This window comes from Roseimarinus sediminis, assembly GCF_050433125.1.
Classification (GTDB): Bacteria; Bacteroidota; Bacteroidia; order Bacteroidales; family Prolixibacteraceae; genus Roseimarinus; species Roseimarinus sediminis.
In genome coordinates this window covers 13,750-32,949 of record NZ_JBNPXV010000010.1, presented here as the reverse complement: position 1 = coordinate 32,949, position 19,200 = coordinate 13,750, and the positions used below count along the sequence as shown (strand labels likewise).

The 19,200-nt window shown below is 44.9% G+C and carries 12 protein-coding genes; 9 read left to right on the top strand and 3 right to left on the bottom strand.

The window, feature by feature from the left end; all coding sequences use genetic code 11:
• The first annotated feature begins 72 nt into the window (after positions 1–72).
• The 6 genes from crtD (at position 73) to FHS86_RS13350 (ending at position 6,914) form a co-directional block, all read left to right on the top strand.
• Complete coding sequence (crtD, locus tag FHS86_RS13375; protein WP_429414504.1) at positions 73–1,530, top strand: 1-hydroxycarotenoid 3,4-desaturase CrtD; 1,458 nt, start codon at positions 73–75, stop codon at positions 1,528–1,530.
• The gene (locus tag FHS86_RS13370) at positions 1,527–2,186 is read left to right on the top strand and encodes a carotenoid biosynthesis protein (protein ID WP_429414502.1); all 660 of its coding nucleotides are present in this window, start codon (positions 1,527–1,529) and stop codon (positions 2,184–2,186) included. Before crtD ends, FHS86_RS13370 begins: the two co-directional genes overlap by 4 nt.
• Positions 2,183–2,800, top strand: a complete 618-nt coding sequence (locus FHS86_RS13365; protein ID WP_429414499.1) for a 1-acyl-sn-glycerol-3-phosphate acyltransferase — start codon at positions 2,183–2,185, stop codon at positions 2,798–2,800. The genes FHS86_RS13370 and FHS86_RS13365 overlap by 4 nt, the downstream gene beginning before the upstream one ends.
• On the top strand, positions 2,794–3,900 hold the full coding sequence (locus tag FHS86_RS13360) for a glycosyltransferase family 2 protein (protein WP_429414497.1): 1,107 nt from the start codon (positions 2,794–2,796) through the stop codon (positions 3,898–3,900). The genes FHS86_RS13365 and FHS86_RS13360 overlap by 7 nt, the downstream gene beginning before the upstream one ends.
• 39 nt (positions 3,901–3,939) lie before the next feature.
• A complete protein-coding gene (locus tag FHS86_RS13355; RefSeq protein WP_429414494.1) occupies positions 3,940–4,683 on the top strand; it encodes a tetratricopeptide repeat protein in 744 nt (247 codons plus the stop codon).
• A gap of 338 nt (positions 4,684–5,021) precedes the next feature.
• Positions 5,022–6,914 (top strand): S9 family peptidase, encoded by a 1,893-nt coding sequence (locus tag FHS86_RS13350; protein ID WP_429414491.1) that lies wholly within the window; start codon positions 5,022–5,024, stop codon positions 6,912–6,914.
• Positions 6,915–7,033: 119 nt separating this feature from the next.
• On the opposite strand, the gene FHS86_RS13345 is transcribed toward FHS86_RS13350, so the two are convergent.
• From FHS86_RS13345 to FHS86_RS13335, 3 genes are all read right to left on the bottom strand, one after another.
• Complete coding sequence (locus FHS86_RS13345) at positions 7,034–8,107, bottom strand: DUF4249 domain-containing protein (protein ID WP_429414488.1); 1,074 nt, start codon at positions 8,105–8,107, stop codon at positions 7,034–7,036.
• Positions 8,108–8,117: 10 nt separating this feature from the next.
• A complete protein-coding gene (locus tag FHS86_RS13340; protein WP_429414485.1) occupies positions 8,118–10,568 on the bottom strand; it encodes a TonB-dependent receptor in 2,451 nt (816 codons plus the stop codon).
• 259 nt (positions 10,569–10,827) lie between these two features.
• Positions 10,828–11,526 carry a phosphoadenylyl-sulfate reductase gene (locus FHS86_RS13335; protein WP_429414482.1) on the bottom strand — a complete coding sequence of 233 codons (699 nt, stop codon included), beginning with the start codon at positions 11,524–11,526 and terminating at the stop codon, positions 10,828–10,830.
• Positions 11,527–11,765: 239 nt separating this feature from the next.
• On the opposite strand from FHS86_RS13335, the gene FHS86_RS13330 reads away from it, so the two are divergent.
• From FHS86_RS13330 to FHS86_RS13320, 3 genes are all read left to right on the top strand, one after another.
• Complete coding sequence (locus tag FHS86_RS13330) at positions 11,766–13,445, top strand: formylglycine-generating enzyme family protein (protein ID WP_429414480.1); 1,680 nt, start codon at positions 11,766–11,768, stop codon at positions 13,443–13,445.
• A 211-nt stretch (positions 13,446–13,656) separates the two neighbouring features.
• Positions 13,657–18,003, top strand: coding sequence for a CusA/CzcA family heavy metal efflux RND transporter (locus tag FHS86_RS13325; protein ID WP_429414478.1), 4,347 nt, complete (start codon positions 13,657–13,659; stop codon positions 18,001–18,003).
• A gap of 35 nt (positions 18,004–18,038) precedes the next feature.
• Entirely contained in the window at positions 18,039–19,157 is a 1,119-nt protein-coding gene (locus FHS86_RS13320; protein WP_429414475.1) for an efflux RND transporter periplasmic adaptor subunit, read from the top strand.
• The last annotated feature ends 43 nt before the right edge of the window (positions 19,158–19,200 follow it).

Genomic DNA, 19,200 nt, shown 5'->3' with positions numbered 1-19,200 from the left:
AATATCAACCAAAACTAGAGAAAATTGTTTGATTTTGTGTAGATATATTTTAAAAATATTTAAACACTATTAATGAAAGCATTGATAATTGGTTCAGGAATAGGTGGTTTGGCTGCTTCGATACGATTGAAGGCTAAAGGTTACGAAGTCGATTTGTTTGAGCAGAGTGACAAGACCGGAGGAAAAATCGGGATGTTTGAACAGGATGGCTTTCGTTTCGATACGGGACCTTCGCTGTTGACGCTTCCGAATTTGCTGGAAGAGCTCTTTCAACTGGCGGGGAGAAAAATGAGTGCTTACATTGATATCACAGCACTTCCGGTAAGCTGCAAATACTTCTTTCCCGACGGGACCCAACTGACTGCCTGGAGCGAGCACCAAAAGTTTGTCGATGAAGTAGCACAGCTGGGAATTGACCGTTCACTTGTAGAGAATTATCTTGAGCGGCAATCGTTTTTGTATGAATATACCAGTGATTTTTTTCTTTTCAATTCGATTCACAAAATTTCGACTTATGTTGGACCATCGGGTCAGAAAAGCCTTAAGGCCCTCCATCGCCTCGATGCGGCAGTGAGCATGCACCGGCGCAATCAACAATCGTTTGGCGATAAGCGGTTAACTCAGCTTTTCGACCGGTATGCCACCTACAACGGAAGTGATCCCTATCGTGCACCGGCCACCCTGAACATGATTGCTCACCTGGAGCATAACACCGGAGCGTATTTTCCCAAGAACGGCATGCGCGGGATTGTCGACGGCCTGGTGAGTCTTGCCGAAGAAATGGGCATACGGATTCATCTGAACGAAGCTGTCAGATCGGTACTTCACAATGGCAAGGCTGTTTATGGTATTGAAACAGACAAGCGCCAATATGAAGCCGATATTGTTGTAAACGATGTGGATGTAACTTACTTTTACCGTAAACTTTTGCCCGAAAAGGCCATGTACAGGAAATTGAACAAGAGAGAACGTTCCTCAAGTGCATTGATCTTTTACTGGGGGATGCAGCTCGAAAGCAAACTGGATGTGCACAATATCTTGTTTAGCAATGATTATGAAGCCGAGTTTAAAGGTATTTTCAAAACAAAGGAATTTGCCGATGATCTGACAGTGTATATTTTTATCAGTAAGAAAGTAGTCGCCACCGATGCACCGAATGGGGCGGAAAACTGGTTTGTCATGGTGAATGCACCCGAAAATGTTGGTCAAAACTGGGAGTCGCTGACTGCCAAAGCACGTCAGCGGATTATTCATAAAATAGAAAGTACCTTGAATATCGACCTTGAAAAGGCCATTGTCAATGAAAAAATCATGACGCCCGTCGATATTGAAACACGAACCTCGTCGGTGAACGGATCGTTATACGGACACAGTTCAAATAGCGCAATGGCTGCTTTTTTGAGGCATCCGAATTTTAGCCGCCGTTATAAAAATCTCTATTTTGTAGGCGGAAGCGTTCATCCCGGCGGGGGAATACCGCTCTGTATTGCATCAGCAAAAATTGTCGATCAACTAATCAAAAAAGCATGATAAACCGAATTAAGAAATACTTTATTCAGCTTGAAGCCCGTGAGGCCACCAAGTTTCTGATTATTTTCTACATCGTTGGCATCGCCGGTTTCCTGATTCCTGCATCCCGCGATTTGTTTGAGCATTTAATACCGGTTTCGCTCACCATCAATATTTTTATGCTCTTGTTGTTTCATTCGAACTTCAACTGGCTTCATGTTCTGTTTTTCCTGGCTGTGGCTGTTTTTACCATTGCCATCGAAGCCCTGGGAGTGCACACCGGCTGGCTTTTTGGAGAATACTTTTATGGTGATTCCATTCCTGTTAAAGTATTCGACACACCGGTGTTTATAGGAATTAACTGGCTGGTGCTTAGTTATGGAGCGGTGACCCTGGTACGCTCGAAGCGCTGGCTGAAAAACTTTGTGCCTTTGGCTGCAGCGCTGCTGATGACCGGCTTCGACTTTGTTATGGAACCAGTGGCAATGAAAACCGGCATGTGGCACTGGATGTTCAATGAGGTACCAATTCAGAATTATATAATGTGGTTCATCGTTTCGACGGTGATCGCTTCGGGTTTTGAGCTCTTCCGGATTGAAACACGCAATCGGGTGGCAGGAGTTATTTTTGTGCTTCAGCTGGTCTTTTTTGCGGTACTAAATCTCTTCCTTCCATGATCAAAGCACGTCACCACTGGTTTTATACCCGTTTTTTCGATTGGTATGTGAGGCACATGCTAAAGAGCGATTTCAGTTCGGTCGAAATTGATGGGGTGTGGAAGGCTGAGGCATCGGCCTCGCTGATTATCGGAAATCACATAAGCTGGTGGGATGGTTTTTGGGCACTTTACCTGAACAAGCTGTTTCTTGGAAAAAAGCTGCATGTGATGATGCTCGAAGAGCAGTTACAGTCGCGCATGTTTCTGAATAAAGCAGGGGCATACTCCATTCGGCCCGGAAGCAGAAGTGTACTGACAAGTTTGAATTATACCCGCGATGTGTTGTCAGATGCAAATCATGCCGTGGTGATGTTTCCGCAGGGAAAACTGAATAGCATTTACAAGCAGGAGATTAAATTTGAGAAGGGTATTGAGCGAATTATTCGAGAAAGCAACGAAGCACAATTGTTGCTTTATGTTGCCCTGATCGATTATGCTTCGACGCGCAAGCCTGCACTGAATTTCTATCTGACTGAACTGCCCCGCATGGAATATTCACTGCTTGAACTGGAGCAGGCTTACCAGCAGTTCTATACCAGCAGTATTGAAAAACAAAAAGCAAAAGTATGCTGATTATTGTGGGATACCTCTTATTTGGTCTGTTCTTCCTGCGCTTTCTGGTGCTGGTGGTGAACTATTTTTCGCGGCCATTTCTTCCTGAGAAGACTGAAGAAGGCGAACAGCCAATGATTTCGGTGCTGGTGCCTGCCCGAAACGAAGAGAAGAATCTGCAAAGTCTGCTGGTCGATTTAAAGGCGATCGATTATCCCAACTTTGAAGTCATTGTGTGCAATGATCAGTCGACCGATGGGAGTGAAGCCCTTATTCAGTCTTTTTGTGCTGATTTTCCATTGCTGCAATACTTTAACAATGAGCCGCTACCCGAAGGATGGATGGGTAAAAACTTCGCCTGTTATCAGTTGGCCCGGCGTGCCCGTGGAGCCTATCTGCTGTTTATCGATGCCGATGTACGCATTCGCCCTTCTTTATTAAAAAGGGCGGTGGCTTACACTCAAAGAAGAAAGCTGAATCTGTTGTCAATGTTTCCGCAACAAATCATTGAAACGGCCGGTGAATGGAAAACAGTGCCCGTCATGAACTGGATTTTGTTGAGCTTCTTACCCTTGCCTTTGGTGCGTCTTCGCTGGTTTTCGTCACTTTCGGCCGCCAATGGGCAAATGATGTTTTTCGAAGCTGCCTCCTATCGCGAGCATCAGTGGCATCAAAAGTTGAAATCGCAGGCAGTTGAAGATATTCTGATTGCCCGTAATATGAAGAAGCAGAAATTACCCATCGCCGTTTTGCTGGGGAACGATGACATGTTGTGCAGGATGTATCGATCATACGATGAGGCGCTTGAGGGCTTTTCGCGCAATGTGCATCAGTTTTTTGGCGGAAGCCGTTGGTGGCTTTTCTTCTTTTTGCTGATGGTTTGGGGACGACTTTTGTTCTTTCTTATCCTGGCAAAGTTCTTTTTGTTCTTTTCATCATTAATCATGTTGTTTTTAATGAAGATCATGTATTCACGCCTGAGTCGTTTTCCGCTTGCGAAGAGCATTCGTTTCCATTTTCAGCAAATGCTTGCACTTACGCGCATGGTGCGTTTTAATTTTAGCAATCGTATGAAGAAGCAGCTTCGCTGGAAAGGACGGGTTTATCGTGTTGATAATTAATTTGAATGGACTAAACGATCTGTTGCAAAATTTCAGAAGATGAGAAGCTTGAATCTATTTTTGTTGGTATTCGCTTTTGCACTGGGCAGTTATGCAGATGAGCGGCTCGATTGCCGTTTTGAAGCGTTGTTTCTGAAGGGCGATATGCAAACCTGGGCCCGGGTGGTCGACAGTCTGCAAAGGCAAGTACTAAGCGACCGCGAACACTTCAGCCTGGCGCTTGCTGAGTATGGTTTGATAGGGTACTACCTTGCTCAGGACAGGGACGATGCAGCTGAGGTACTTTACAAAAAGCATCGCCGACACCTGGACCTTATGCTCGAGAAATACCCTAAACACGCCACTTACAGGGCGCTTGATGCGGCAACTGTTGGTTTTCAGATTGCCCTTTCGCCATGGCGTGCTCCCTTTCTGAGCAGCGGTCATCATGAAAAACTGACCCTGGCAATGGATTTATCGGACAACGATTACATGCCTTTGATTGAAATGGGAAATTCACTTTTTTGGCGTCCTTCGTTTGTTGGTGGAGACAAAGAAAAGGCGCGGGATTATTACCAAAAAGCGTATGCAATTTTAGAACAGCAAGACGGCTGTAATTGGGTATTTTTCCATTTGGGAGCATGGCTGGGGCAGGTGCATGCCCGCATGGATGATCCGGAAAAAGCCCTGCTGCTGTACGAGGAGCTACTTGTTAGGGCACCCGGTTTTCAGTTTGTTAAAGATGAATTATTGCCTCAGCTCAAAAAGGGTCAATTGTTACGTGTAAATAAGGAATTTGAGTAAAAGCACAATTATCTTTTCAGTTTTCTTCCGTCTTAAATTTAAAACCTGAGAATTTATTCAATACGAAGGGAATGTACATACACAGAGTCGACATTATAGTTTACGAAATGCTGTCATTTTCCCTATAGTGCGGCCAACAGTTCATGGTCATCATTGATTTGAATAATAACACGATGCTGAGTAATCCTGCGGCAGATACTGTCCTTTTGTTTCATTGCATTTTATCTGATTAATTGGTTGATATTTAGTGTGATTAATTTAAAATTGTTGTAAATTGGGCTTCTGGTTTATACCAATCCTTGAATTATTACTTCAACCCATTAAAAAAAAATGAACTTATGAAAAACCTTATTTTCCTTCTTTTTCCTCTGATTTTTGTAATGAGTGCATGCAATCAGAAGCTTGAAAAAGCGGTGCCAGTACCCCTTGAAGATTTCTTCAGAAATCCTGAAAAAACAGCTTTTCAACTCTCACCCAATGGTGAATATTTTTCTTATCTGGCACCATATGAAAACCGCCTGAACGTTTTTGTTCAAAAAGGTGGCAGTGTCGATTCGATAAGAATTACCGATGAAACCGATCGCGACATTGCGGGCTACATGTGGGCCAGCAACGAACGCATACTCTATCTGAAGGATACAGGTGGAGATGAAAATTATCAACTGTATGGCGTCAATATCGACGGTAGTGATTACCGTGCACTTACTGCTTTTGACGGGGTGCGCACACAAATCATCGACGAATTGGAAGACAATCCTGTTGAGGTCATTGTTGGATTAAACCAACGCGATCCCAGAGCTTTTGACCCTTATCGTCTGAATATTGAAACCGGAGAGCTGGTGATGCTGGCCGAAAATCCCGGAAATGTTATTGCCTGGATTCCTGATCATGAAGGCAAACTTCGTGTTTCCATTGCTTCCGACGGGGTGAATCAGACTTACCTGTATCGTGAAAGCGAGGATGAAGCTTTTGAGCCGGTTTTGACCCTTGATTTTAAACAGACGCTGGAGCCCATGATGTTTACCTTCGACAACAAATACGTGTATGCAAAATCGAACATCGGTCGTGACAAGGAAGCATTGGTGGTATATGACCTGGCCAATGCCAACGAGCTAGAAGTAATTTTTGAAACCGACGAAGCCGACATTTCAGGTATTGATTATTCAAAAAAGGATAAAAAACTGCTGGCTGTGAGTTATTACACGGCCAAACGGACCATTCATTTTCTCGATGAGGAAACGAAGGCGCTTTATGAAGAAATTAGTGCCGAACTTCCGGGTGTAGAAGTAAGTTTCTCGGGACGAAACAAGGCTGAAGATAAAATTATGATCCGCACTTATAGCGACAAAACGCGGGGTGCCTATTATCTTTACAACAAGGAAGGCAGAGAACTTTCCTTGCTGGCAGAACTCAGTCCCTGGCTCGATGCTGATAATATGTGCAACATGGAACCCGTCAGCTACCAGTCGCGTGATGGCCTTACCATCCATGGTTATCTGACTGTACCCAAAGGTTACGAACGCGAAAACCTGCCTGTGGTTATTAATCCGCATGGCGGACCATGGGCCCGCGATTACTGGGGTTTTAATCCTGAAGTTCAGTTCCTGGCCAATAATGGTTATGCTGTACTGCAGATGAACTTCAGAGGCTCAACCGGCTTTGGACGTGCATTCTGGGAAGCATCGTTCAAACAATGGGGACTTAGCATGCAGGACGATATCACCGACGGTGTGAACTGGCTGATTGAACAAGGCATTGCCGATCCTGCGCGTGTTGCCATTTACGGTGGTAGTTATGGTGGTTATGCCACCCTGGCCGGCCTGGCCTTTACGCCCGACCTTTATGCCTGTGGCGTCGATTATGTGGGCGTTTCGAATTTGTTTACCCTGTTGCAAACCATTCCACCTTACTGGGAGCCCATGCGCGAAATGTTTCAGGAAATGATGGGGCATCCGGTGAAGGACAGTCTCTTACTGGCGCAGGTGTCGCCCGTATTCCATGCCGACCAAATTAAAGCACCTCTGCTGGTGGCTCAGGGAGCCAACGATCCCCGGGTGAATATCAACGAATCGAACCAGATTGTTGAAGCACTCGAATCGAGGGGAATCGATGTGGAATACATTGTGAAAGACAATGAAGGACATGGTTTCAGAAACGAAGAAAACCGCTTCGATTTTTATCGTGCCATGATCATTTTTCTTGATGAACACCTGAAAGAAAGTGTAGAATGAGAATATGAAAGCGGGCAGCACAATGTGTTGCCCGCTTTATACTTAGTTGTTGCTTCCTGATAAACGTTTTATCTGACCAGGTGTTTTCTTTTGCAGTTAAAGAATTATTCGCTATTTCTCTAATAACCATATTCCCGGTATTCCATGCCCTCGATCGGGTATTCACCTTCCTGAACAGTTGTAAGCTGGCTGGTATAGCCGGCAAAAATTCCGGCTCCGTTAACAATGTTTGAATAAGTCTGAACCGGCTCGGCAAAGAAATCCTCATCGTACCAGTAATGTTCATAGCTCGATTTCATGTACAGATAGGCTTCACGGGTCAGTGTCTGGAAGTATAAACTGACCTGATAAAATTCGCCTTCGTCATTGCTTTCATCTTCTTCATAGATGTAGGTCCAATAAAACGGAAGGTAAAAATCGAGCTGGTACTTTTTACCATCAATCAGTTCGTCAGTAAACAGGTTGTATCGGTTCGACGGACTGCCAAAAAGAAAATCGTTGGCATCTTCATCGGGACTGAGAATGGGGTCTTCGCTTTGGATGTATGATGAGCTTGAATATTCAACATAAATGTATTCGGTGGAATCATCTGTTTCGTAATTGTATTCAACCATTCGCTGTCCTGTTTTATGTCTCATTGCAAGCCGGTAGTAATTATCGATGTTTGCCGGGTCGTTGAGGGTAAGTTGAAATACGACCCTGCTTTCAATGTAATACTCATCCTGTGTCTCGTTCGAAAGTTCATATTCAATATGCTCAGGTGTTACGGGTGTTGGAATGCTCGTTTCTCCCCAAACGGTTTCATAATCGGGGTGTGATACCAGCACCTTGTATGTTTTACCAATCTCACCCCGGGTAGTTTCACTTTGGTATTCAACAGTTGGTAAACCCATATCGTCGTACCATTGATTTTCGTTGGGATCGGTCATTTCAATGGTTCTGGCTTTTAGTGTTTCACTCAGGATACCATCGACATACAGTTCAACCTTTGCGTCGTTGATCCAGGTAAAAGGACGTTCGATACCGGGGATGGGCTTACTTGCTGCAACCGTAAGTGTTATCAGACTGTCGTTGGTAATGAACCCGTTAACGACCATTTTGGGCTCAATCAGTTTCTTGTCGAAATCGATTTCTTTTCGACAGGCACTCAATATACTTAGTAAGATGAGCAGTAAAATAATATTTTGTTTCATCTCTGCAGGTTTAAAATTTAAAGGAATAGGATAATGAAGGAATTAGCGGAAAAAGGCTGAACTGCGTCAACACTGTTTCGGGTTCGCTTTCCTGGATGTATTCACCGGTGGTCGGGTTGTAAATATAGTCTCCACCGTTGGTCTGCCACAACAGCATGAAAGGATTCTGATGGTTGTAGGCATTGTAAACCGAGATGCTCCAGGTGCGGATTCCGTTTTTCTTTTCCTTGTGAAAGTTCATGCCCAAATCCATTCGGTGATAGGCAGGCATGCGGTAATTATTCCGCCCGTCGTATTCTTTGATGCTGTTGCTGTACCAGTAGTTATATCCTGAATGTGGAATGGGTGCTGAAGGATATTCCATAACGGCCAGGGTTACTGCATTACCGGTTCCGTAAACCCATGTGCCGCCAATGTCGAAACGATCGGAGAACTGGTGGGTAAAGGCAATGCTGATGTCGTGACGTCGGTCGTATTTGGCCGGAAAGGGTTCGCCAAAATTGAGCTCTTCGAAAAGCCTTTCGGTTTTCGACCAGGTATAGCCAATCCAGCCGGTCGTTTTGCCAATGGTTTTCTCTAGCATCACTTCGGCGCCATAAGCCCAGCCTCGTCCTTTTTCCACCTTACTTTCCCAGTTGGTTGCCGAACCCATAAAGGACGCACCTTCCTTGTATTCAATTAAATTATTCATGGTTTTGTAAAAGCCTTCGAGGGTAAGGTTAATGCCTTTAGGAAAATTAATGGCTGTTCCGAGTGCCACCTGATCGGAGATAGGAGGTTCAAACTTTTCGGTTACTGGCAGCCAGAGATCAGTTGGCATGCTGATTCCGGCAGTGGTGAGGAGGTGTACATGCTGGGCCATGCGCGAATAGGATGTTTTCAGAGCCCAGTTATCGCCTCCCTTGTACCTCACCGACAAGCGCGGTTGTGGTCGCAGATAAGTGGCATCGTCCACCATGAAAAGTGAAAGATATAAACCGGCATTGATTTTCAGCCGACTGTTGACGGTGATGTCGTCTTCAATATAGCTGGCAAGTTCGTGGGCATAAATGTCCCGGTTGCCCAGCAGGGTATCCAAAGCATACATTTCGTCATCGATGTCAGTCGATTCAAATTTCAGGCGGGTTGCACCGGGTGTGAAATGATGATGAATGTAACTGCTTCCGAATTTAATGGCATGGGCCGGAGCAGGGAAGTAGTCGAAGTCGATTTTTGCAGCAATATCTTCAATGCCCGAATAATACCTGAAAACATCCTGGGCTTTGGTTTTTTCAATCAGATCGCGGGAGATGAATTCCGAGCCAACATCAAAAATGTAGCGGCTGTAGGTCACGGTGGTATTGCTGAAAAGTTGAGGCGTAAGCAGGTAATTCCAACGGGCCGATGCAATGGTGTTGCCCCAGCCAAGCGCAAACTCATCCTTGTACTCCATGTGGCGGGGCTGGTTTTCGCTGTTAAGGTAGTTGCTTTCGTAGGTCGATCCGGCAAAGCCCTTGTCTTTTCCAAAGTAGCCGCTCAGATAAAGGCGGCTTCGGTCGTTAAAAATGTGATTCACTTTCAGGTTATAATCGTGAAAAAAGGCTCCTCCCCGGGCTTTCTCATCGTAAACCGTGTTGAAATATAGAAAGAGGGGTTTCGAAAGCAAATCGAGGTAGGTACGGCGTGCCGAAACCATGAACGAAGTTTTGTCCTTGATTAGGGGGCCTTCGAGTGACAGTTTGGAAGAAATGATCCCGATTGAGAAGTTACCGCTTAGTTTTTTCATGTTACCATCTTTCATCGTAATATCGACGACCGATGAAAGGCGTCCGCCAAAGCGTGCAGGAAAGCCTCCTTTGTAAAGCTTCACCGTTTTGATGGCATCGGGGTTGAAAACAGAAAAAAAGCCCAGCAGGTGACTGGCATTGTACACCGGAACGCCGTCGAGCAAAAAGAGGTTTTGGTCGGGACCTCCGCCTCTGACATAAATGCCACTGGTTCCTTCGGTGCCCGATTGTACTCCGGGTAATAGCTGAATTACTTTGAGTACATCGGCCTCACCAAACATAACAGGTATTTTTTGCAATTTTTGTGTCGACAGCTCTACCATGCTCATCTGGGTGTCTTCTACCTTGTTGATTTGACGGCCAACTACCGTCACTTCTTCAATTTCGCCGGCAGTGCTCTTAAGCTGAATGTCAAGCTGAATATTGCTTTCAAGTGTAAGTTTGAATTCCTTTGCCCCATAGCCAATGAATGAGGCAACCAGGGTCACTTCTCCTTTGGGCAGGGTTATGCTGTAGAAACCATAGTTATTGGCTGTAGTTCCGGCCAGACTGGTCTTTTCATAAATGTTGGCATTGATCAGGCGCTCGCTGCTTTGCTCATCGCTTATGTAGCCGCTGATGGTGTAACGTTGGGGAAAAACCTGCTGAAAAATCAATAATAACATCAGGATCAGAAGGTAGCGGATGGTATTCATGTTTTTTATTTTGCTGTTGAAGGTAAAAATAGTGTTTGATTCTATACGAATATAATATTACAGATGATATTTGATGAAAATGGTTGCTTGTACCATGAAATGATCAGAAGCGGGCTAATGACGATTGTAGCGATGCTGGTTGAAACAAAGGTGAACCAGGGGTTCAATGTATACCTTCAGTAAAAACAAAAAAAAATCGTTAACGCGGGGTGGTGCTAACGATTTTCTTTTTTGAACGATGATGTTTATGCATTGTGCCTTACTCTTCACCTCCCTGGGTGTGCAGGCCACATTCTTTCTTTGAATTGTTTTCCCACCACCAGCGGCCGGCACGGAAATCATCTCCGGGCTGAATGGCGCGTGTACAGGGAGCGCAACCAATGCTTACAAAGCCACGATCGTGCAACACGTTGTAAGGTACATTGTTGCTTTTAATGTGTTGTTTTACCTCTTCCAAGGTCCAGTTGTGCAGCGGATTGTATTTAATGAGTTCGAAACCTTTGTCCCACTGAAGGGCATCGAGGGTTTCCCGGTTGGCACTTTGTTCTGCCCTGAGGCCGGTAATCCATACTTTTTGATCGCTGAGGGCCTTCTGAAGCGGCTTCACTTTGCGTATGAAACAGCATTCCTTGCGGTTTTCAACCGACTCATAAAAGCTGAAAGGTCCTTTTTGCTCAAGCAACTGACCCACCTCTTCGCCATCGGGATGGTAGGTTTTTATCGAAACACCATATTTTTCGATGGTGCGATTAAATACCTTGTAGGTTTCTTCAAATAAACGGCCGGTGTCGAGTGTCACAATTTCAACGGGAAGCTGATTGCTGCAGATAATGTCGGTTATTACCTGGTCTTCATAGCCAAAGCTGGTGGTAAAAACTACTTTACCGGGATATTCACGGCATAAAAAGGCTATCGCTTCAACTATTGTTTTTCCTTCAATCGATGGGAGTGTGTTCATATTCTTTCCTCTAAACATTGAAGCGTCAAAGATAAAAAAGATCGGATAAATACCATTTTCAGCCTCGACGCGTTTGCTTATAGGATGATAAATAGTTTGAAATAAGCGTTTTCAGTGCTTAAAAACCAGGGCAGGTGCAGATCTTGTAAAATAATGTTGGTAAAAAGATGGCAGCAGGTTTTTGTTTCGATGCACATTCATTTAAATTTGAAAAATGCGCCATACCAAACATCATAACGATGAGTAAGCCAAAGTTTGTAATAATGATGCTGCTTCTGTTTGTATTTGCCGGATGCAAAAGCACTGAACAGCGTCAGGCCAATTATTATCAACCTGTGTTCGATCACACCAGGAATGAATATGTAAAAACGCCTTCTTCGAAGGTTGCCAGGCTCGATACAACCGTCTTGATCCGGTCGAATTTGCGTGAAACAGTGGTTCCTTTTGTAGATACCTTGTTTTTTGATGAGGATTTTGAACTGGAATTTGGAGAACTCAATGTCCCCCTGGACTTGATCAATGAAAAGCCTCCAAGCTACGATACCTTTTTGGTGGCCCGGGAATATCTGTATAATATTAAGCTGATTGACCTGTTGTTTCCGGTAATTCCCGATTCGCTGAAAGCATTGTGGGGTGAAGCACCCGACAGTTCGACAAACAATATTCAGGCCCCTGTTGATACGCTTGTTGATGTATCGGATGAGCAGGAACCACAGCACCGGCTTTTGCAGACCGATCAGTTTTCCGATTCGGGACGAATGGACAGTTTAACAGACATTAAGGCGCCGTTGCAAGCTGCTGATAAAGCTTTTCTTACCTTCGAAGAAGTGCTGGCCGATACGACGCGCGACCTGCTCGATGCCGATTCCATTTTGTATGCAATGAATAACGAAGCACCCTGGAGAACAGGCGATTCGATTCCATTTATTTACGAAATGCCGGCTCTTTACCTCGATTCAACTTTGTTGTTGCTGTTCGATACGGTTTATGTTGAAATATTCGATTCGACGAAAATAGTACCTCAGCTACCGCTCGATTCGTTATCAAAAGAGTATACTGAAATCGTTAATTTCAAGGACACAATGTACATCGATGAAGAAGTGCGTTTTAAGATTTTCTACCCCGAAGACGTGGATGTTTTCATTGAGATGGTGAGGGTTCAGGGAGGTACTTTTAAAATGGGCAGTAACATCTTCGATGAAGATGAACGCCCGGAAACACAACTTCGAATTTCTTCATTTTTAATGAGCAAGTACGAAGTGACCAACAGTCTTTTCTGTTTCTTTTTAAATGATATGGAATGCGATAGCCTGGGCTATATTGATGGCACAAAGGTGATCAATCTTGATCATCCATTAACCCGCATCAGGAGGAATGAACAAAGTGGTAAGTTTTTTTCATACGGAGGATATGAAGAGCATCCTGTTGTGAATGTAACCTGGAACGGAGCCCAGATGTTTTGCCATATTACCGGAAGTCGTTTACCATCCGAAGCCGAATGGGAGTATGCTGCGCGCGGAGGCGTTTATGCCCGAAAATATTATTCCGGCGGAAACAAAAAAGACTTTGAATATGTATACCGCTATGCCGGAAGTAGTCATGCTGGTGATGTTGGCTGGTTGGTCGATAACTCGCGCGGTCAGGTGTGGGTGGGTGGTCGTAAAATCCCTAACGAACTGGGAATTTATGACATGACCGGAAATGTGTGGGAGTGGTGCTATGACCGATACAACAAGGAATTCTACAAACAAAACAACGATAGCAGCGATCCCATTTGTATGACCGGGCCACCGGTAAGAGTAAACCGGGGAGGCAGCTGGAGCAGCGATGCCACTTTCTGTCGCGTGAACAATCGCAATTTTCTCAGGGAATACGAGGGCAATCCTTATCTGGGTTTCCGTTACATGAGAAAGTGGTAGGATTATTTTACAGCTGTACATAGAGTTAAAAGAAAGTTTAGCATATTTCTTTTTTGTTAAATATTCATTTTTCCCAAAATCGGTTTGATCAATTCGCGGATTTGTTTTGTTGTTGCTTAGCATAATATGCATTGTGTAGATTCAATGAAAAATAACATTGAATTCTGAGCATGTTTTCTTAAATTGAACAAAAACTCAAATCAACCTTGTCATGCTGAATAAAATCATTGATTTTAGTATCCGCAATAAACTGATCGTTCTATTATTAACCCTTTCGATTGCCGGATTTGGAATTTATGCGCTTACCCAGATTCCCTTGGGTGCTGTACCCGATATTACCAACAATCAGGTTCAGGTGATCACCACGAGTACGAGCCTGGCAACGCAGGATGTGGAACAGTTTATTACCTATCCGGTTGAGCTCGAAATGTCGAACCTGCCGGGTGTAAAGGAAATCAGGTCGATATCAAAATTTGGCCTTTCGGTAGTAACCATTGTGTTCGACGACAACATGGGAACCTACCTGCCCCGCCAGCTCATTGCTGAAAAAATAAAAAGTGCAGCACAAAACATTCCCGAAGGTTTTGGAACTCCCGAAATGGGGCCGATTACCACCGGACTCGGTGAAATCTACCAGTACATTCTCGATGTAAAACCAGGTTACGAAAACCACTATTCGAACATGGAGCTTCGTACCATGCAGGACTGGCTTGTAAAGCGTCAGTTGTCGGGCATACCTGGTGTGGTTGAGGTCAACACCTGGGGCGGGCACCTGAAACAATACGAGGTGGCTGTGAATCCGGGTAAGTTGAAAGCCTATAATCTCACGCTCGACGAGGTATTTGAAGCGCTGTCGCGAAACAACAGCGTGGCAGGTGGCGCCTATATCGAAAAGGAAAACCAAAGTTATTTCATTCGTGGCGACGGGCTGGCAGTCGATCTCGACGACCTTCGTTCCATGGTAATAAAGAATGATGGAGGGGTTCCCTTGCTGATTAAGGATGTGGCCACTGTGCAGTTCGGCAGTGCCAACCGTTTTGGCGCAATTACTGCCAATGGCGAAGGTGAAAAGGTGATGGGGCAGATCATGATGCTGAAGGATGCCAACTCGAACAAGGTGATCAAAGAAGTAAAGCAACGGGTCGCAGAAATCCAAAAAAACCTGCCCGAAGGCGTTTTTATCAATCCGATAGTTGAACGCAGTGAGTTGATTGGCAAAACCTCATTTACCGTTTTTGAGAACCTCCTCTTTGGCTGTTTGATCGTTTTCTTTATCGTTGTACTCCTGCTTGGCAATTTCAGGTCGGGGCTGGTCATTGCGTCGCTCATTCCGCTTTCACTATTGTTTACTATTTCGATGATGTACATCTTTGGTATCGATGCCAACCTGATGAGCCTGGGTGCACTCGACTTTGGTATCATCATCGACGGAGCGGTGATCATTGTCGAATTCATTGCAGTGCGACTTACCGTGAACCAGACCGAACTGGGGCAGGCCAGCGGGTCGGGAAAGCGTAAGCTGATGGATAAAATCACTTTCAATGGTGCATCCCGCATGATGAACTCAGCCATTTTTGGTCAGCTCATCATCCTCATAGTTTTCATTCCCATTTTATCGCTTACCGATGTTGAAGGAAAGATGTTCCGCCCCATGGCCCTTTCGTTCAGCTTTGCTTTGCTGGGAGCCATGTTTTTCGGACTCACCTGGTTGCCGGTGGCTTCAAGCTTATTTTTAAGACCGGTTCCCGAAGAAAAGACGTTCAGGATTACCAGGTGGATCATGAAATGGATTTATCGTTCGTATCAGCCGGTAATTGAATGGTCGTACCGTCATAAGCGCTTTGTTCTTTCGCTGGCTCTGGCATCGCTGATTGTTACCGGAATTGTATTTGCCAGGATGGGAGGAGAGTTTGTACCTACCCTCGACGAAGGTGACTTTGTAATTCAACCGGTATTGAAAACCGGCACTTCGCTTTCGGCTACCATCGAAACTACTACCCGTATGGAACAAATTCTTATTGAGGAATTTCCCGAAGTGGAACAGATTGTGAGTCGTATCGGGGCTGCCGAAGTGCCTACCGATCCCATGTCGATGGAAGAAATTGATATGATCATCAAGTTGAATCCCAAAAAAGAATGGACTTCGGCCAAAACCAAGGAGGAACTGGCCAATCGGTTTAAGGAAAAACTTTCGGTAATTCCGGGCATTGAATATGAATTCACCCAGCCCATTGAAATGCGATTTAACGAACTGATTACCGGGGTGCGCGCCGATCTGGCCATCAAGGTGTTTGGTGAAGATCTGGAACTCTTGAATGAGAAGGCCATCGAAATCAAAAGACTGATCGATGATGTTCCGGGGGCAGCCGATGTGGTAATGGAGAAAACAGCCGGGTTGCCTCAGATGAGCGTGCGCTACAAGCGGCAAAAGCTGGCTTATTACGGGGTAGATATCGAAACACTGAACCGCTATGTTTCAATGGCCTTTGGAGGCGAAATGGCCGGAAGTATTTTCGAGGGCGAAAAACGTTTCGACATGGTGCTTCGTTTTCAACAGGAATTTCGCAACGACATTAGTCATATCCGGAATTTGTATGTGCCGGTGGCCGGAGGAGCAAGTGTTCCGCTGAGCGAACTGGCCGATATCGACTATACCACCGGACCGGCTAAAATTTCGCGCGATGATACCTACCGCCGGGTGGTGGTGAGCGTGAATGTGCGAAACCGTGACCTTGAGTCGGTTGTGAGTGATATTGAAGCAATACTTAACAAAGATCTTGAATTGCCTCCCGGTTACCATATCGAATATGGCGGGCAATTCGAGAATTTGCGCAATGCAAGCAAGCGGCTTCAACTGGCCGTACCCATTGCCATGTTGTTGATTTTTATATTTCTGCATTTTGCCTTTCAGTCGATACGCGAGGCAGCCATGGTATTCACGGCAGTTCCGCTTTCGATGGTGGGTGGAGTTTTCCTTTTGTGGATCAGGGGAATGCCATTCAGTATCTCGGCCGGAGTGGGGTTTATTGCCTTGTTCGGGATTGCAGTACTCAATGGAATTGTGCTGATTGAACACCTGAAGGAATTGAAGTCCGAAGGAATTTACGACATGCGGGAACGCATTATGAGAGGAACCCGTGAGCGCCTCAGACCGGTATTGCTAACTGCTTCGGCAGCTGCCATGGGCTTTTTACCGATGGCCATTTCCACCTCAGCCGGAGCCGAAGTTCAGCGGCCATTGGCAACCGTGGTCATTGGCGGATTAATCACTTCAACCATGTTAACCATGATCGCATTGCCCTTGCTTTATTCCATTTTTGACGACGTATCCGGAATTCGTTTTCGCCCGCTCCGACTGGTTCGAAAGAAGACCTTACCACTTATTCTGCTGCTGTTTGTTTTGCCCGTTTTTAGTACAGCGCAACAGCCAACAATCGATCTTGCTGAGGCGATAAAAATAGCCTGCGAGAACAATGCACAGCTCAAAGCTGCTCAACTGGCGCTGAATGAACAGGAAGCCATGCGTGGAACGGCCTTCGACCCGGCGAAAACAGCGGTTTATTATGAATACGATGAGAACAATGTTGCAGAAAATGGCTATCCGTTGGGAGTAATTGGGCTTGAACAGTCGTTTGAATTTCCCACAGTGTATGGAGCCCGCAAAAAAGTGCTGGGTAAAAATATGGCAGTGGCTCAGCAAGACTATTACCGGCAGCAACGAAAAGTAAGCCTGGAGCTGTCAAAGCATTACTACCATCTTCAGTATTTACTGAATAAGAAACAAAGTTGGGAACACATTGACAGCCTTTACCGGCATTTCAATTCAGCCGCTGAAAAAAGTTTCGATCTGGGAAATATCAGTCAACTTGAAATGCTGAATATGAAAACGCAACTGAGCACCTTCGGGATAAAAATAAAACAGCTCGATGCCGATATTGCCATTGCTTACCGCAGCCTGAATGCACTTATCCAGGATTCGGTGGAATATCAGATTAAAAAGAAGGAGTTGATTAAACTTCTTCCCAATATGACCGATCTTGAACATGAACCGGGATACCTGATGTATGAGCGAACGGTTCAAAGAATGAATGATCAGGTAAAAGTAGAAAAGCACAGTTTGCTTCCCGATTTGAATATCGGATATTTCAACGGAAGCAATCGTTATGAAAACGCGCTTCGTTACGAAGGGTTCCAGGTAGGACTGGGTGTTCCGCTTTTCTTTGGAGCACAGAAAGCAAAAATTGAAGCGGCCCGTTATGCAAGCGACGCAGCCAATCAGTTGAAACTCGATTACCAGCTTCGTTATCGTTCAAAGGCCAATGCCTTACAACTTGAAATGGAAAAGCACAACGAAGCCCTAATGTACTATGAAAATGAAGGATTGAAACTTGCCGCTTTGTTAATTGAAGCAGCTGAGAAAAGCTTTAGTGCAGGGGCCATCGATTATTTCAATTTCATACAAAGCATTAACAAGGCCGTGGAAATTGAAATCGACTATCTCGATCATCTCGACAATTACAATCGGGTGGTATTGGAATACAATTACTTAACGCTTTGAAAAACATTGATTAGAAATTTTCAAAATTATAAAGGATGAAAATAAATAGTAGCCTACTGATGATACTTTTCGTGACCATGTTGTCATGTCAAAGTTCACAACCCGAATCAGACAATAGTGTAGCCGACGAAGAACTGATTGTTGTAAGCCGGGCGCAGTTTCAGGAAGCCGGGATGGAAATCGGGGTTCCGCAGCCCTATCGCTTTTCGAAAAATATTCAGGCCAATGGCTATTTACAACCGGCACCCGGGGGCGAAGTACAAATCAATGTGGTGTACCCCGGAAGGGTGAAGAACCTGAAAGTGGTACAGGGAGAATTTGTTCCAAAGGGAAGTTTGCTCTTCGAACTTGAAGGAACTGAGTTGATTGACCTGCAAATGCAATATGTAAAGAGTATAGCGGAATTTGAACTGGCAAAAAAAGAATTCGAACGACTTCAAAAACTGGCCAATGAGAACATCATTTCAGAAAAAGAATTGCAAAGAGCTCAAAGTACTTATCGCCTCACAGAAGCAGAATATAAGGCACTGGAGAAAAAGCTTCAGCTGATTCACATCGATCCTGAGAATGTAGTCGACGGGAAAATTGTTTCAGCTGTGCCTGTTCGTGCACCAATCGGGGGTACTGTTAGCAGCATTCATGTCGTTGTTGGCCAGTTTCTTGAATCAACGCAAACTGCACTTGTGCTGGTCGATCCGAAGCAGCTTCAGTTAAAACTGAATGTGTTTGAGGCAGGAGTTCAGCAGCTAAAACCTGGTCAGCGCGTAACTTTTTATACTCCGGGACAGGAAGAACAGCAATTCGAAGCAAGCTTAAGCTTTATAGGGCAGTCGATCGACAGTGATTCAAAGTCGATCACTTGTGTTGCTTCACTTGTCGATCAACCCGGTTTTAGGCCATTTAGCGGCAGTTATGTCGAAGCCATCATCCATACAGGCGAACACGATGCCATGGTTGTACCTTCGGGTGCTGTGATTTCGGGCGACGAAGGAAAATTTCTGTTGCTTAGTGATCATGAAGAAGGAGAACAACTTTTCTTCAGAAAGGTAAAAGTGGAAACCGGATATGAAAACATTGACCTGACCGAAATACTGACCCCAAACCTTCGTGATGTACTGCTAAAAGGAGTATATAACTTGTCGGCAGAAGAATGATGTAGCTGTTAGTAGCTTGTAGTGTTTTATTTAAACTGAGGAA